We start from the raw sequence: 17372 nt of genomic DNA on the forward strand, positions 1-17372 counted from the left end.
AGGATAATCAATGATAATCCGATATTGCTTCTGGACGATGTCATGAGCGAGCTGGACACCAGCAGACGTGATGCATTGATAGAAGAGATAAAAGATATACAGACTATCATAACCTGTACGGGATATGATGATTTTGTTAAAGAGCAGGTAATAATCAACAATGTTTATAGAGTGGTAGAGGGAACGGCCACCAGAGTAAGAACGGAGGAAGCATGACAATGGAAAATGATAATTATGGAGCTGAACAGATACAGGTTCTGGAGGGACTGGAAGCAGTCAGAAAGAGACCTGGTATGTACATAGGAAGTACATCCTCCACTGGACTTCACCATCTTGTATACGAGATAGTTGATAATTCTGTAGATGAGGCTCTGGCAGGATATTGTACCCACATTCAGGTGTATATAAATGAGGATAACTCCATCACCGTAGTGGATGATGGACGAGGAATTCCTGTTGGAATACATAAAAAGCAGGGAATACCTGCTGTTGAGGTGGTATTTACCATACTTCATGCCGGCGGAAAGTTCGGCGGTGGAGGATATAAGGTATCCGGAGGACTTCACGGTGTTGGAGCATCAGTTGTAAATGCACTTTCAACATGGCTTGAAGTCGAGATTACCAGAGATGGCAAGGTGTACAAGCAGAGATATGAGAAGGGCAAGGTTATGTACAAGCTTCAGGTTATAGGTGAAGCACCTGAGGGAGTATCAGGAACAAAGGTTACATTCCTGCCGGATCATACAATATTTGAAGATAACATATACGATTACGATATACTGAGAAACAGACTTCGTGAGATGGCATTCCTTACAAAGGGCCTGAAGATAAGTCTTACAGATAAGAGACTTATTCCTGAGAAGGTAAGATCATTCCACTATGAGGGTGGTATAAAGGAGTTTGTAACATATCTGAACAGACACAGAGATCCTCTGTACAATGAGGTAATCTACTGTGAGGGAGTCAGAGATGGAATAAGTGTTGAGGTGGCACTTCAGCACAATGATTCATACAATGAATCCACATACAGCTTTGTAAATAACATCAACACACCTGAGGGTGGAACACATCTGACAGGATTTAAGTCAGCCATAACAAAGGTGTTCAATGATTATGCAAGAAAGAATAATATTATCAAGGAGAAGGATGACAATCTCTCGGGTGATGATCTGAGAGAGGGACTTGCAGCCATTGTATCTATCAAGATAAGTGATCCTCAGTTCGAGGGTCAGACAAAGCAGAAGCTTGGTAATTCAGAGGCAAGACCTGCAGTTGAGAGTGTTGTAACTGAGCAGCTTACATATTATCTTGAGCAGAATCCGCAGATTGCTAAGATAATTGTGAATAAAGCGGCTGTTGCACAGAGAGCCAGAATAGCTGCAAGAAAGGCAAGGGATGTTGCAAGAAAGGCAAATCTTTCAGACAACATGGCACTTCCTGGAAAGCTTGCGGATTGTTCAGACAAGGATCCAAAGAACTGTGAGATCTACATAGTCGAGGGAGATTCCGCCGGTGGTTCAGCTAAGACAGCGAGATCAAGAGCAACACAGGCCATACTTCCACTCAGAGGTAAGATCCTTAATGTTGAGAAGGCAAGAATAGACAGAATCCTTGGAAATGAAGAGATCAAAGCCATGATCACCGCATTTGGAACAGGTATCCATGAGAACTTCAATATAGAGAAGCTTAGATATAACAAGATCATCATCATGACCGATGCCGATGTGGATGGAGCTCATATAGCAACTCTTCTCCTCACATTCTTCTACAGATTCATGCCTGATCTTATTAGAAAGGGACATGTATATCTGGCACAGCCACCACTTTACAAGCTGGAGAAGAACAAGAAGGTATGGTATGCGTACAGTGATGATGAGCTGAACAGTATACTTGATGAAGTCGGAAGAGATCAGAACAACAAGATACAGCGATACAAGGGACTTGGAGAGATGGATGCAGAACAGCTCTGGGAGACAACCATGGATCCAGAAAAACGAATTCTTCTCAGAGTGGCAATTGATGATGACGATGAGTCAGAAATCGATATGACATTCAATGTACTCATGGGAGATAAGGTTGAACCACGTCGTGAGTTTATAGAGACAAATGCCAAGTATGTAAAGAATCTCGATATATAGTATATTGATTAAATAAATGTGATAGAACATAACCAATATCGAGAGAAAGGAAATCAAAAAATGGATGACGATAAGATTTTTGATAAAATAGATGAAGTTGGTCTGAAAAAAACAATGGAGCGTTCATATATAGATTATGCCATGAGCGTTATCGCTGCCAGAGCTCTTCCTGATGTAAGAGATGGTCTTAAACCTGTTCAGCGAAGAATACTTCATTCTATGATAGAACTTAACAATGGACCTGATAAGCCACACCGTAAATGTGCCCGTATCGTCGGTGATACAATGGGTAAATATCATCCACATGGAGACATTTCAATATACGAGGCACTTGTAAAGCTGGCTCAGGAGTGGAATACCAGATATCCACTTGTGGATGGACATGGAAACTTTGGATCGGTCGACGGTGACCATGCCGCTGCCATGCGATATACAGAGGCAAGACTTTCCAAGATATCCATGGAGATGATGGCAGATATAAACAAAGATACAGTTGATTTCACACCTAACTTTGATGGTACAGAGAAAGAACCTGTGGTACTACCATCACGTTATCCCAACCTATTGGTAAATGGTACATCAGGTATCGCAGTAGGTATGGCTACCAATATTCCACCACATAATTTAAAGGAAACTATCAATGCAGCCATAAAGATCATCGATAACAGAGTGGAAGAAGGACGTGAGACAGAGATAGATGAGATCATGGACATAGTAAAGGGTCCGGATTTTCCTACAGGCGCACAGATACTGGGCAGACAGGGAATAAACGATGCATATAGAACAGGTCGAGGCAAGATAAAAGTACGTGCAATCACAGAAATCGAAACAATGAACAACGGAAAGCACCGTATTGTTGTAACCGAACTACCATATATGGTAAATAAATCACTTCTTATAAAGAATATGGTCGATCTTGTCAAGAACAAGAGAATCGATGGAATCACAGATATAAGAGATGAGTCTTCAAGAGAGGGAATGAGAGTTGTCATTGAGCTTAGAAAGGATGTCAATGCCAACGTAATACTCAACCAGCTCTTCAAACACACACAGCTCCAGGATACATTTGGATGTATCATGCTGGCTCTGGTGGATGGAGTACCTAAGATACTCAACATCAAGGACATGCTCACATACTACCTGAAGCATCAGGAGGATGTTGTCACAAGAAGAACAAAGTATGATCTGAACAAGGCTGAGGAGAGAGCCCACATATTACAGGGTTATCTCATAGCACTGGACAACATAGATGAGGTCATCACGATCATCAGAAATTCAAAGAATGTTGGAGAGGCTAAGGCAAAGCTGATCGAAAGATTTGGACTTTCCGAGGCACAGGCCGGAGCAATCGTTGATATGAGACTCCGTGCTCTGACAGGTCTGGAAAGAGAGAAGATCGAGAACGAGTACAATGAGCTTATTGCGAAGATAGCTGAGTACAAGGAGATACTTGCAGATGAGAATAAGCTTCTTGGAGTTATCAAGACTGAGCTTGCAGCGATAGCTGACAAGTACGGTGATGAGAGAAGAACATCCATAACTGCATATTCAGATGATATAACAGATGAAGAGCTTATCAAGAGAGAAGAGATAGTTATCTCCATGACAAAGCTCGGATATATCAAGAGAATGCCAAAGGATACCTTCAAGGTACAGAACAGAGGCGGCAAGGGTATCAAGGGAATGAACACCATCGACAACGATATAATCGATGAGATATTCCTTACTAATACCCACAACTTCATAATGTTCTTCACCAATATGGGAAGAGTATACAGAATGAAGGGATACGAGATACCTGAGTCGGGACGTAATGCAAGGGGTGTTGCGATAGTCAACCTTCTTCAGCTTCTTCCTGGTGAGAAGGTAACAGCCATAATCCCTATAGCCGGATTTGACAAGAAGTATCTCATGATGGCTACAAAGAATGGTATTGTAAAGAAGACCAAGATAGAGGCATTTGAGAATATAAGAAAGACCGGTCTGGCAGCCATAACACTGAATGAGGGAGATGAACTCATAGAGGTTAAGGCAACGAGCGGTGAGAATGATGTATTTCTTGTAACTGCCAAGGGTATGTGTATCAGATTCAATGAGGAATGTGTCCGTGATACAGGACGTACATCCATGGGTGTACGTGGAATAAGATGCGACAAGGGCGATGAAGTTATAGCAATGCAGCTTGATGTTCAGGGCGACGAGATGCTCTTCGTAACCACAAAGGGTATGGGTAAGAGAACTGAACTGTCAGAATTTGCCCCTCAGATGAGAGGCGGTAAGGGTGTCAAATGTTACAGGATAACCGAGAAGACCGGTGACATCGTCAGCGCAAAGGCCGTGACAAATGACCATGACATTATGATGATGACCAATGAGGGAATCATGATCAGAATGCATTGTTCAGATATAACTGTAATAGGAAGAATAACCTCAGGTGTCAAGCTTATGAATATCGGCAAGGATGGCAACACATTTGTGGCATCTGTTGCAAAGCTTGCAAGAAGTGATGAAGATGAAGAGGCAGAGGACTCAGAGAATCCAGAATCAGCAGAAAATGAAGTATCAGAGAATGTAGAGAACGATACGGAGAATGATGCCGAGAGTAATTCAGAGGAGTAATTATAATCACAAATAAAGATAGATGTACTGTGTTGTAATATGCAAGACAGTACATCTTTTTTTATGTCCATGGATGTTTACAGATTGTGTGCAAATAGCCGTTATGATATACTTATCTTGGATTACACATTGGGAGAAAATAATCCTGAACGCAGGATTTTGAAGGTTATTATAAAGAGATTGGAATTATGGGAAAATACAACAAAATTATTGGGGGTAAAAGGCATGACGGCGAATGTGATACAGGTGGTGGCATCGGCAGCTACAACGGCTGCATCTACAGTTACAGAGGCAACAACGGAAGGAAAACTGGACAAGATATTCCAGAGTTCCGAGAAGGCGTCTGAACTTTCTTACAGTATAATGAACATCATATATATATTGGCGGCGATGATCATAGTTGTTGCGATATTTACAGTGGTGTTATACATATACAAATTCATCATGAACAGGAGAGATCCAAACTACAAAAAGAACGATGATACGTTCCTGGATGATTAAAACAAATTTATAAAATGGCGGTGAAGAGATGAGAGTTATTGCAGCAGAAGAGATTACCAGAAATGTAAGGGAGATGTGCATCGAAGCAAATGTAAATCTGTCTGAGGATATGGAGAAGGCGGTCAGGGATTCAGTAGAATCTGAGGACAGTCCACTCGGAAAGCAGATACTTGGACAGTTGTGTGAGAATCTGGATATAGCAAAGGAGAATGATATTCCTATCTGTCAGGATACGGGAATGGCTGTTTTCTTTGTGAATGTTGGACAGGATGTACATATAGAAGGAATGAACATAACTGATGCCATAAACGAAGGTGTGAGACAGGGATACACTGACGGATACCTGAGAAAATCAGTGGTAAAGGATCCTCTTATCAGAGAAAATACAAAGGATAATACCCCGGCGATTATACATTATGATATAGTTCCGGGAGATAAAATAGAGATAACTATAGCTCCAAAGGGATTTGGAAGCGAGAATATGAGCAAGGTGTACATGCTCAAGCCGGCAGATGGAGAAGAGGGCGTGAAGGCTGCTGTTCTTCAGGCTGTAAAGGATGCCGGACCAAATGCATGTCCTCCCGTATTCGTAGGTGTGGGTCTTGGAGGAGACTTTGAGCTTGCTGCGAAGCTTGCAAAGAGGGCTCTTACAAGAAAGGTAGGAGTTCACTCAGACAGAGAGCATATAGCAAGGATAGAGAGTGAGCTTCTGGAGATGATCAACAACACTGGAATAGGACCTGGCGGTCTTGGAGGAAAGACCACGGCACTGGCTGTGAACATAGAGACATATGCCACTCACATAGCCGGAATGCCATTGGCAGTTAATATGTGCTGTCATGTGAACAGACACGTTACGAGAGTATTATAGGAGGAGGTTAGGTTCATCATGGATAGACATATAAAGGCACCATTTGACAGAGAAGAGGTAAAGACCCTCAAGGCAGGGGATTATGTATATATAGATGGAATAGTGTACAGTGCCAGGGATGCCGCACACAAGAGAATGTATGATGCCATCATGGAATCAGGATGCGTGGACGCCAGTGGAACTGAGTTATACGAGAAGGGCATAGTTCCTATAGACCTTAACGGCAATGTGATATATTATCTCGGACCGACACCGGCAAAACCTGGACAGGTCATAGGCTCGGCGGGACCGACAACCAGCAGCAGAATGGACAAATACACTCCACTCATTCTCAGCAAGGGTCTGTGTGGAATGATAGGAAAGGGAAAGAGAAGCCAGGAGGTTATACAGGCAATAATAGACAACAAGGCTGTGTATCTGGCAGCCGTTGGCGGTGCAGGAGCGCTTCTCTCCAAATGTATCAAGAAATCCGAGGTGATCGCGTACGATGATCTCGGAACAGAGGCTATAAGGAAGATGACAGTGGAGAATTTCCCAGCTATTGTGGTTATAGATTCAGAGGGACACAACCTGTATGAAACAGCGGTAAAGGATTATCTTGAGCAGAATAAATAATACAGGAATAAAATAAAAAGTATACAGAATCTCAACAATGAATTAGACAAAAATGCACAAAATAATTGTTGAATATTACAGTCACAATAATGTTGACTAAAATATATTAAACTTGTAAAATTTTAATATGAGTTAGTCTCATATTAAATTAATTGTTGTATTAACAAGGGAAAGAAGAAAAAGGAGAGATTTAATGAGAAGAGAAAAAGTTTTCAACAGATCGTTATTGATCCTTGCAATCATGTCAATCATGCTCTTTGCAATGACAATAACAGCATCGGCAGCATCAGGAAGAGCAGTAACAAATCTTCAGCAGACAGATGATACCAAGACAGGTGTCACAGTTCAGTGGAGCGGTAATTATGGAGAGGAATACTTAGTGTATTTATCCCAGGATAGATCTTCAGGATATCAGGCATTAAGTTCTTATACTTCAACATCAAATAAGAAGTATATTTACAATCTTCAGGCCGGCAGAGCATACTATGTAATAGTTCAGACATATGTCAACAAGCAGCTTGTTGGACAGTCAGATCCTCTTCAGGTCATAACAACTCCTGAGAGCGTAGATTACAAGTCAATAAAGCAGACTTCAGGCACAAAGAATAAGATCGGTTTACAGTGGAACAGAGTTTCAGGTGTAACAGGATATGTAGTTGCCAAGATCAGCGGTTCAAAGGTTGAGGCTCAGTATAATGTTACTACAAACAAGGCAACTGTACCTGCAAAGGCCGGAACACATTATAGTGGATATTATGTATATTCATATAAGAGATCAGAGTCAAACTACATAGCACTTGGTTATGGACAGTCAACAGGTACACTCTACTCAGCACCTGTTAACCCACAGTATGTTGCCGATGCAAAGGCAGGAACTCTTATATGGAGTCCAGCTAAGAGTGGAAATGTAATAACAATCGGATGGAAGGCAAATCCAAACTATGACTATCCTACAGGATATCAGGTTCAGATCTACTCTCTCAACGGAAAGACCAGATTATACACAACAAAGGCTACAACAAAGACCAGAGTTAAGATCAACAACGCAAAGGTTCGTAAGGCAATCAACAACAAGGGATTCAAGGTAAGAATCCGTGCATACAAAGAGGCAAATGGTGGTGCTAAGTGCTGGAGCGATTGGTCAGCATTCAAGACAATCATACCTCAGGCATGTGTAAAGAAGAGTAATGTAACTTCTGTAAGCAGCACTGCTGCAAAGGTTAAATGGAAGAAAGTAGCAAATACAAAGTATTATCTTGTATACTATACAAAGAATCCATACGCTTCAAATGCAAAATGGATAAAGAAAAAGGTAAGTGCTAAGAGCAGCTCTTATACAATAAGAGGTCTTAAGGCATATTCTACATTTGGAGTATATGTTATCCCTGTTGTCAAGGTAAGAGGAAAGACCTACAGAGGACAGGCTTGTGAGTATATAAGATGCAGTTACTACTATAGATAAGATAGTAAGAAACATCTACAAAACGATAAGAGGGCGGATACAAAAAAGTATCCGCCTTTTTGTCGATTTTTGGCTTATTATTTTCTTGTAAAAACTCCTTGACATTCACTGCCAGGTTTGGTATTATAAACAAGCGTCAAAAATTAAATACTCTTTGGTAGGAGATTTTTATTTAGGCATTTTGCAGAAGTACTCAAGTGGCTGAAGAGGCGCCCCTGCTAAGGGTGTAGGCCGTTTGCGCGGCGCGAGGGTTCAAATCCCTCCTTCTGCGTTTCCTTTTTGGAGATGCTTATGACGTTATTCCTCGATAGCTCAATGGTAGAGCACTCGGCTGTTAACCGAGGGGTTGTAGGTTCGAGCCCTACTCGGGGAGCTTTAATTAAATAATATGGTGCGATAGCCAAGTGGTAAGGCCCCGGTCTGCAACACCGTCATCGCCGGTTCAAATCCGGCTCGCACCTCTCAAGCGGAAGATATATGTAATATATATCTTCCTTTTTTGTAACCTTGAATATGCTTTTTTGTCTGTTATACTGTAGAGGTATATTGGCTATTGAAATAGTAGGAGGTGGGGTATGACTCAAATTTTAAAAGATTCAATAAAAATTGAATACAAACTTGATCAGGTTACTCCTATTAGCAAATATGAAATGAATGCCTATAATGTGCCTTTTGCAGGCAACACAAGCATGTGCAGGGAAGTGTTTGTTAAGGGGGAAAGAAAACTCGAATTCTCAATAGATGGGGATATGAGTCTTAGTAAGATAATGCAGAAACCGGTTTTCAGGGATGAACTGGTGGAATACATATTCAGCATAAGCAAGCAGCTTGTGTCAGTCATACAGAATGGACTAGCACCCGAGAAGGTAGTGTGGGATACGAATTATATGTATGTGAGATTTAGTGACTTCTCCATACAGCTTCTGTATCTTCCATTTGAAAGCAAATTTGACAAGAAGGACATTGGGGAGTTCGTGAAGAGCATCTTGTCAGGATTTGTCTATGCACACACACCAGCCATAGAATGTGCTAACCAGATAGTTGATTATTTCAACGATCACAGGGAGTTTGATGCATTTCATTTCAATGAATTCGTGTCAGATCTCAGAGCATCAAGTCAGCTCCTTATAATACAGGGTGAAAAGGGCAAGAGTAAGGTACTCACTTCAAATGACAATAATAAAGAGCTTGCAATCCACAAAGCCGAGGAGGCAGCCAGAAAGGCTGAAGAGGCAAGAATGCAGGCCGAGAATGAGGTAAAGAGACAGATAGAGGAAGCAAAGTATCAGGCGGAAGTTGCCAGACAGGCAGAGGAGACCCGTATGAAGGCCGAGGCGGCAAGGGTCGAAGCCGAGATATGGAGACAGAAGGTCACTGCTGAGGCAAAGGATTATGAGCAGACAGCGGTACTCACAGCTCAGGATATGTACTCATATCAGGGCAATTCCGATGACAGTGAGAGGCTTAAGGCTGAAGAAATGTTCAGGAATGCCGAGGAGGAGCGAATCAGGGCAGAGAAGGTTTCATCGCAGTATGCAGATGAGATAAGACGTGCCAGAGAGCAGGAGATGCATGCTGAGGAGGCTAGAATGCAGGCAGAATTTGCAGCCCGCAAGAATGCTGAGGAGGCTAAGAGACAGGCAGGCCTTGCAAAGCTCAAGGCGGAGGAAGCCAAGAGACTCAGCGAGCAGCCGGATGAGGAGCCACCTACAACACTGTTCAGCAACAGAACACTTGTCACAGGCAGCAAGCCGACCCTCACCAGAAAGACTACGGGTGAGAGCGTTCAGATTAATAAACAGGTATTCTGTATTGGCAAGGCTGATCAGGGTGTTGACTATAAGGTAACAGGAAACAAGTCTATAAGTAGAAGACATGCCTATATCACCAGTATCAATGGAACACATTATCTGAGAGATAACAACTCAACAAACCATACATTCCTGAACGGAACTCAGGTGTACAGCAATGTTGATGTGGCTATCCCTGATAACAGTGTGATAAGGCTTTCAAATGAGGAGTTCATATTCAGGATAAATTCTTAAATATGGAGTTCGATAAATGTAATAAATCAGGTTGATCCGTAAGGATGGAGGAAGAGATATGTATTGTGATAATTGTGGTTGTGAATTGGGGGAGAACGTAAGAAAGTGTCCTGTCTGTGGAAAAGAATTTCCTTTGATAGAGCCGGAAGTTGACGACAGCACAACTGTGCTTACAAGTGAGCCGGATGTCGATGAGGACGATGACAGCACAACTGTCCTGACAGGCGGAACACAGGGCATGCCTCAGATGATGCAGCAGCCACAGGGTAATCCTGTGCCACCGCAGCAGCCTCAGATGGGAATGCCACAACCTCAGATAATGCCACAGGAAGGCGCCGATATAATGATAAAGAAAAAGGGCGAGAAGAAGGGTATGAGCAAGGGTGCAAAGGCCGCACTCATAGCTATACCAGTGGTTATCGTCATCGCTATAGGCGTCCTTGCATTTATATTTGTTCCAAAGTTTAGAAAGTATAACGAGGCCAACGACCTCATGGACCAGGGAAAGGTTGAAGAGGCCGTGACACTGTATAAGGATCTTGGAAAATTCAAGGATTCCTATACAAAGGCAAACGGAGACGCTTATTATGAGTATGCCGAGGGTCTTGAAAAAGAAGGCAAGAACCTTGAGGCGGCTGAATATTATAAGAAGTCAGGCAACAGCAGAAAGGCTGCAGAGAACTACAGCAAGTCATCTGACGGTGACGAGGAGAGTTTCAGCAGCGATGACGCATTTGATAAGGCTTATCAGTGTTATTACAATGCGGGAATGGATCAGATGAATGCGGCATCCTACGATGCAGCCATAGATGCATTCAACAACGCAGGCTCATACAAGGATGCATCGGACAAGGTTATCGAGTGTACATATAAGAAAGCGGAGGCACTTATAACAGCCAAGAAGTACGATGACGCCATCAGTATTCTGTCAACCATAGAGGAGTACAGCGATTCCCAGACTCTTCTTGCAAAGTGCTATTACAACAAGGCATCAGAGCTGCTCGACGGCGGCAAATATGACGATGCGTATGATATGTACATGAAGTCAGAATTTGATGACTACAAGAACAAGGCCAGTGAGTGTACATACAAGAAGGCAGAGCAGTATTACAAGAACAAGGATTACGAGAATGCCATCAAGAGCTATGATAAGGTGGACAAGGATTACAAGGACTGTGTAGCTGAGAAAGACAAGTGTTATCAGGCCCTTGGAGCCCAGGCATACAAGGACAAGGAATACAAGAAGTCAGTTGATTACTATGAGAAGGTAGTCAAGACTGATGTGTCCAAGAAGATAGCAAATGGAAAGCTTGCATTTGCAAATGCAAATAAGAACGCAGCCAATGAGACTACAATGACATATCTCGGAGAACTCAGATACGACGGCAACGAGAAGGCTCAGAAGCTGTATTCAGAGCTTGTGAAGTGGAATATAGAATCATTTGTAAACAGCAGTGAAAAAGATCTTGATAAGAGATCTAACAGCATCAAGACAAAGGATGGATCAGATATATATATTCATACGTCATTTGGATTTGACGGTGATGACTCTATGAAGATATCGGGATACGTTGTGTATGCGGATGGAAACAAGTCTGACGTCATAACATTCTCAGATCCTGTGGTTGACGGCTGGTCAACATGGGTCAAGATATCAGGTGATAGTGCACCTAAGGGTGTAACATATCTGTATCTTCAGAACGAGACGACCAAGAAGATCATAGAGGTATATCCGTTCACAATAAAGTAAAGAGACAGGGTGATATATGTGATAAACAGACCTGAATTGCTGGCTCTGGAATTCTACAAGTCGCGGCCTTTTAAGGGCAGTGACAAGGGTATCCGTTACATGATACAGAAGGATGTTGTGGAGATTGAGCCGGAGGGTGAAAAAGATCAGACAGAGGAAGATGCACCGAAGGAGACAAAGACTGTACTCACGGCATTTATATGGCCGGAGCCATTCTGTTTTGAGGTCACACCGGATGAACAGAAGGGATCGAAGCAGTTTGATTTTTCCGAGGAAGGATTGTGTGAGGCCATAGCCTGGTTGAATGAAAATCATGATGCATATGCACAAAAAAAACAATAATAAACTACTTAAAAGAATAATTGGAATAACAGCGACTGTCATCATTCTGATGGCAGCAGTTGTTGCAATTATTTTTTTTCATCTTATGAGAAAACCTCAGATAAAGCTTGTGGAGGCCATGGTAAATACCATCAATTCTTCCAGAGAGTCGGAGATGAATCAGCAGTATGGCACATTTGACATGGGTATGAACATGATAAATGGCAGTCAGAGCTTTTCATTTGAGGATAATTCTGATCACAGCGTTGACATATCGCTGAAGAGAAGTGCTTCGGATCACAATTTTCTTGCGGAGGCAGGAGTTGATGACAAGACATTCAAGCTCTATGCAAATAAGAGGACTTCTCTCATATATATAGATGATATGGCAATCAGAATACAGTACGCTGACAATCTCATCACGAACATGAGCAATTCTCAGGTGGTATCACTGCTTGGGATAGACAGCGACACAGTGTACTCATTTGGCACTGCCTATGAGAACTGTATGAGGATGGCTGCAAATAATTATGCGGACATCAACGGTGACGATATCCAGACAGATATTATCCAGAAGACACTTAAGTATTTCTTCAATATGGAGGGTACGAGTGAGGGAAAACAGACTGTGGTTACTGGGGATAGTACACAGGACTGCAAGGTGTACTCGGTCATCTTCAATGTGGATGATTTCTATAGTTATCTGGATGAATGTTTTGGCACACATGATATAGATCTTCAGGAAGTGTATGACATGTTTGGCAAATACATACCGGAGATAGATACCATTGACAATACGGCAGAATTGGTACATGATATAAAGCAATTTGTGGATGAAATGTTAGACGGCAGGGATATCACGCTCTATTTTGCTGTGAACAGTAAAAATGAGCTGGTCAAGCTGTATGCGGATCATGTGTCCGACAGGAATATGAGCATGTCGCTGACATTTTACGGAGACAAATATACAGCACAGTCGTATGAGTTCACTGTTACTGACAATTCTGACAACCATCTTGTGATAAAAAAGAGGGATGTGAGCAGTGACGGAGAGACAGGAGTGGTGTTTGATGTGGATATATCGGCAGCCGATCTCATGGATTCCATGAAGCCTGTCAGTATAAGTGCATCGCTGGAGCTTAGATTGTCTGGAAGTGATGCAATTCTTGGTATACAGGTTGGAGATGCCGTGTTCAGAAAAAATGCGGAGATCACCGGATATGATAAGGGTAACAGCATTGATCTTGCGTGGAGCGGGGACAGTGATGGAAGCATGCATATCGGCTGTGATTCAGGAGCGATAGAGAAACCGGAATACAGGGACAGCCTGGATATATTTGACACAGATGTGATAAGTGCGTATAAATTTATAAAAGAGATAATGAACAGATAGATGGAGATTTGTATATGAGTGATACATCAGTTGTGGATAACTCCACGGGCAAAGAAAAAAGCAGATATACATCGGGAACCATATATAAGATGATAATTGCTATAACGTTCCTTCTGGCATTTGGACTGATAATGATATTCAGCGCATCCAGTTACGGCACGGCTGCCAGCAATTTCAGAAGCCAGTTGGTGTTTATCGTTTTCGGAGCATTGGCAATATGGGGATTGGCGTTTTTCCCATACGGTCTGTATAAGAAGCTTACATGGCCTGCATATTTTCTGTCATTGATACTGACATTTTTGCTTCTCACGCCATTGGGAGTAAATGTAAATGGTGCGACGAGATGGATCCAGATCCCTCACATACCATTCAGAATCCAGATCGCTGATATAGTGAAGACTCTCATGATCATATTCATAGCTTCATTTATAAGCAGCAAATGGAGAGAGATGCACAAGTGGCAGACTGTCATAATACTGTGGGTGCTTGTGGGACTCCAGGCGGGACTTCTGCTCGTCATATCCACAAACCTGAGTTCGTGTCTGGTCGTTCTTGGAATATGTTACTGTTCAACATTTATAGCCAGCAAGAACTGGAAACTGCATTTGGGAATATTGCTGATAGCTGTGGTGGTGGCGGTGGTCTATGTGAAGGTAGCCACGAGCTACCTGCCTACGGAGGAAGAACTTCTGTCAAATGACAACTTCCGTGCAAAGCGAATCCTGGGATGGCTGTACACAGAGAAATATGAGAAGAGTGCAGGATATCAGGTCATACAGTCGCTGTATGCCATAGGAAGCGGATCTTTCTTCGGCAAGGGACTTGGAAATGGAACACAGAAGCTTTCGGCTATACCGGAGGCCCAGAATGATATGATCTTCGCGATAATCTGCGAGGAGCTTGGTGTGGCAGGAGCAATCATGTTATTTCTTCTGTATGGCTATCTGTTATACCAGATGTATGTTATAGTTAAAGAGTCATCGAACGTATTTGGAAGCATGATGGTCATAGGTGTGATGGTACACCTTGTATGCCAGATAGTGATCAACGTAAGCGTTGCGACAAATGTAATTCCGAATACAGGTGTCACTCTTCCTTTCATAAGCTCGGGAGGTTCCGCACTTCTCATGACCATGGTCGAGTGTGGTATGTGTATAGGAATCAGAAGGCAGCAGACGAGAAGAGTGTATCAGAAGCATTTGAATGAATAAAATCCATGTGAGGAATAAGAGAGGTAGTATATGGTAAAGTTTAGAAAAATTGCGTTTTTGACAATGGCAGCAGTATTGTTGTCAACTTGTGCGACAGGAATCTCAAATCTGTCAGAAAGCAGGGTCGGCGGACAGTACACGGTGTACGCTGCGGAGGCTCAGGCTGATGTCGGAGAGAGTGTTGCGACATTGACGGATGCAACTGCCACTGTGAAGAATAAGAAGGGCTGGTATACCAAGAACGGTAAGACATATTATTACGATGAGAACGGCAAGGCGTTAAAGAGCAAGTTCCTTACATACAAGGGCGACAAGTATTATTTTAACAGATATGGCCGCATGGTGAGAGGTCTTAACAAGATCCAGAATAATTACTATTACTTCAGAACAAATGGCAAGGCACTGGTGAATACCTGGAAGAAAATAAAGGGTAAGAAGTATTACTTTGGTTCTGATGGAAAAGCCTATAAGGGTGCACATAAGGTAAAGAATAGCAAGTATTACTATAATTTCTCAAGTAATGGTTATCTTGCGGAGGGTGTCAGAAAGATAAATGGCGTGACATACAGATTTGGTTCCAATGGAAAGCCATATACAGGATGGTATACTACAAAGCTTGGAAACAGACAGTATTACAGTGCTTCAGGTGTTGCATACAAAGGACCTAAGAAGGTAAATGGCAAGCTGTATCTGTTCGACAAGAATGGTGCACTGGTGAAGGGCAGAGGCTGGAAATATTACAACGGCAAGCGTTACTTCGTAAGCGTCAAGGGAACATTACTCACCGGATACAGATATGTGGATGGAGCATACTATTACTTCAGTAAGAGCGGTGCCATGTACAGAAGCAAGTGGGCATATGCGAATGGATATAAGTTCTATTTCAACAGAGGTGGCAAGAGACTCACAGATGTTGATAAGATCCTCGGAAAACAGGATTCCTATGAGATAAAGGTCAACAAGACCACAAATGTTGTGACTGTATATGCAAAGGATGGCAACAAGGGATACATCATTCCGGTAAAGGCATTTGTATGTTCAGGCGGTGACACAACACCTCTTGGAACATTCTGTACCCCGGCAAAGGGAAGATGGTGGACACTGATGGGGCCATGCTATGGACAGTGGGATACACTTATAACAGGTGATATACTTTTCCACTCTGTGTATTACGGAGAGGAGGATCCTACCACATTATCAGTCAGCGCTTATAACATGCTGGGAACGACATGCTCACACGGATGTATAAGACTTAAGGCAGGAGATGCAAAGTGGATATATGATAACTGCGATCTTGGAACAAAGGTAACTATATTCGAGAGCAATAAGAGCGGCCCGTTCCCTAAGCCTACATCAGTTCAGCTTGATTACAGCCATACATGGGATCCTACAGATCCAACCATGGCATACAAGTGTAGAGAGAACGGATGTCATAAGGGAATAGCATGGTAATATCGTGTTCAATGTGGAGAGAATAGATATATGAAAAAAGCGTCGTGGATGGACATGGGCAGAAAATATATATTATTTATGATTGCGGTCATCTGTTTTGCAGGTATCTGCATGGGATGCGGGAAGGTGGATGACGGTCAGGAGGAGAGTACCGGTATCCAGATAAAGAGCGGTGATGTTGAATCCGCGGAGGATATGACTCAGATAGGAGTGTATCTCGATGTGGATAAGAACAGTTCCGAGATAACGGATGTGAAGTACAAGATATCCGGTGACATAGGTATCGTGAGTTTCAGGTACAGCGGAGTGAAGGTTGAACTCAGAGGCTCCTGCAAATACGAGATGTACGATCTGGCGGGCGTTGAGAACACCAGCAATGGTGACATGATAACCGGCAACATCCAGGGATACAGTGCTACTTATTACACTCTGACTCCCGGACGTATAGCTTTCTGGAGCGATGGAACAATTAACTATTCGCTATATATATACGTCACAGCCAGTGATGAGGTACTCAATGAAGTGCTGTCACATATAGTATTTGAGAACAGATATACGGACAGGGCTGATGTCCAGCAGCAGATAGAGACGGACAGCAGAGCATTTGCTGAGAAGATCGTGAAGGTGTTCAATGATGAAGATCTTGAGACCATGAAGGATATGGTTTTATATCCTCAGGAGACAAGTGGTGGACAGTCCATAGCAAATGAAAATGAGCTGTTGAATGTTGATAAGAAGGCGCTGTTCACTGACATTCTTATGAAGGCTCTGAACGATGAGAATGCACTGGATAATCTGAGAAAAACCAACGACGGCTCCGAATATGTAATTGGAACAAACTATAAAAATGTACATTTCAGACTGAACGACGATGGACAGTTTGTCATCACAAAAATAAATAACTGATATTTATCCCCTGCGCATAAGGGCAAACTGATATGTGCAGGGGATTTTTCTGTTTAAAAATACTGAAAAAGTTCTATTTGCCACGGAT

At 42.5% G+C, this 17372-nt stretch carries 13 protein-coding genes, 3 tRNA genes and 1 pseudogene; all 17 read left to right on the forward strand.

Annotated features, from left to right (window positions below):
* Nucleotides 1-216 (forward strand): annotated as a pseudogene (locus CCU_RS09250) (DNA replication/repair protein RecF); the annotation flags it as partial.
* A 2-nt stretch (nt 217-218) separates the two neighbouring features.
* Nucleotides 219-2138: a DNA topoisomerase (ATP-hydrolyzing) subunit B gene (gene gyrB / locus CCU_RS09255; protein ID WP_015534431.1), complete on the forward strand. Its 1920-nt coding sequence runs from the start codon at nt 219-221 to the stop codon at nt 2136-2138.
* Between the two features lie 60 nt (nt 2139-2198).
* Complete coding sequence (gyrA, locus tag CCU_RS09260; RefSeq protein WP_015534432.1) at nt 2199-4757, forward strand: DNA gyrase subunit A; 2559 nt, start codon at nt 2199-2201, stop codon at nt 4755-4757.
* A 117-nt stretch (nt 4758-4874) separates the two neighbouring features.
* A complete protein-coding gene (locus CCU_RS09265) occupies nt 4875-5258 on the forward strand; it encodes a hypothetical protein (protein WP_207641797.1) in 384 nt (127 codons plus the stop codon).
* A 28-nt stretch (nt 5259-5286) separates the two neighbouring features.
* A complete protein-coding gene (locus CCU_RS09270) occupies nt 5287-6129 on the forward strand; it encodes a fumarate hydratase (protein ID WP_015534434.1) in 843 nt (280 codons plus the stop codon).
* 18 nt (nt 6130-6147) lie between these two features.
* Complete coding sequence (locus CCU_RS09275) at nt 6148-6744, forward strand: Fe-S-containing hydro-lyase (protein ID WP_015534435.1); 597 nt, start codon at nt 6148-6150, stop codon at nt 6742-6744.
* Nucleotides 6745-6937: 193 nt separating this feature from the next.
* Nucleotides 6938-8206 (forward strand): fibronectin type III domain-containing protein, encoded by a 1269-nt coding sequence (locus tag CCU_RS09280; RefSeq protein WP_015534436.1) that lies wholly within the window; start codon nt 6938-6940, stop codon nt 8204-8206.
* A 183-nt stretch (nt 8207-8389) separates the two neighbouring features.
* Nucleotides 8390-8477: transfer RNA gene (locus CCU_RS09285), tRNA-Ser, on the forward strand.
* A 30-nt stretch (nt 8478-8507) separates the two neighbouring features.
* A tRNA-Asn gene (locus CCU_RS09290) sits at nt 8508-8579 on the forward strand.
* Nucleotides 8580-8596: 17 nt separating this feature from the next.
* Nucleotides 8597-8667: transfer RNA gene (locus CCU_RS09295), tRNA-Cys, on the forward strand.
* A 114-nt stretch (nt 8668-8781) separates the two neighbouring features.
* Complete coding sequence (locus CCU_RS09300; protein WP_055222369.1) at nt 8782-10251, forward strand: FHA domain-containing protein; 1470 nt, start codon at nt 8782-8784, stop codon at nt 10249-10251.
* Between the two features lie 58 nt (nt 10252-10309).
* The gene (locus tag CCU_RS09305) at nt 10310-12001 is read left to right on the forward strand and encodes a hypothetical protein (RefSeq protein ID WP_015534438.1); all 1692 of its coding nucleotides are present in this window, start codon (nt 10310-10312) and stop codon (nt 11999-12001) included.
* 18 nt (nt 12002-12019) lie between these two features.
* The gene (locus tag CCU_RS09310; protein ID WP_161171445.1) at nt 12020-12343 is read left to right on the forward strand and encodes a GNAT family acetyltransferase; all 324 of its coding nucleotides are present in this window, start codon (nt 12020-12022) and stop codon (nt 12341-12343) included.
* Nucleotides 12324-13715, forward strand: coding sequence for a hypothetical protein (locus CCU_RS09315; protein ID WP_208896142.1), 1392 nt, complete (start codon nt 12324-12326; stop codon nt 13713-13715). Before CCU_RS09310 ends, CCU_RS09315 begins: the two co-directional genes overlap by 20 nt.
* Before the next feature lie 14 nt (nt 13716-13729).
* Nucleotides 13730-14926 (forward strand): FtsW/RodA/SpoVE family cell cycle protein, encoded by a 1197-nt coding sequence (locus CCU_RS09320; protein WP_015534440.1) that lies wholly within the window; start codon nt 13730-13732, stop codon nt 14924-14926.
* Between the two features lie 30 nt (nt 14927-14956).
* On the forward strand, nt 14957-16378 hold the full coding sequence (locus CCU_RS09325; RefSeq protein WP_015534441.1) for a L,D-transpeptidase family protein: 1422 nt from the start codon (nt 14957-14959) through the stop codon (nt 16376-16378).
* Between the two features lie 30 nt (nt 16379-16408).
* On the forward strand, nt 16409-17284 hold the full coding sequence (locus CCU_RS09330; protein WP_015534442.1) for a hypothetical protein: 876 nt from the start codon (nt 16409-16411) through the stop codon (nt 17282-17284).
* Nucleotides 17285-17372: the final 88 nt, after the last annotated feature.

This window comes from Coprococcus sp. ART55/1, assembly GCF_000210595.1.
GTDB classification, from domain to species: domain Bacteria; phylum Bacillota; class Clostridia; order Lachnospirales; family Lachnospiraceae; genus Coprococcus; species Coprococcus aceti.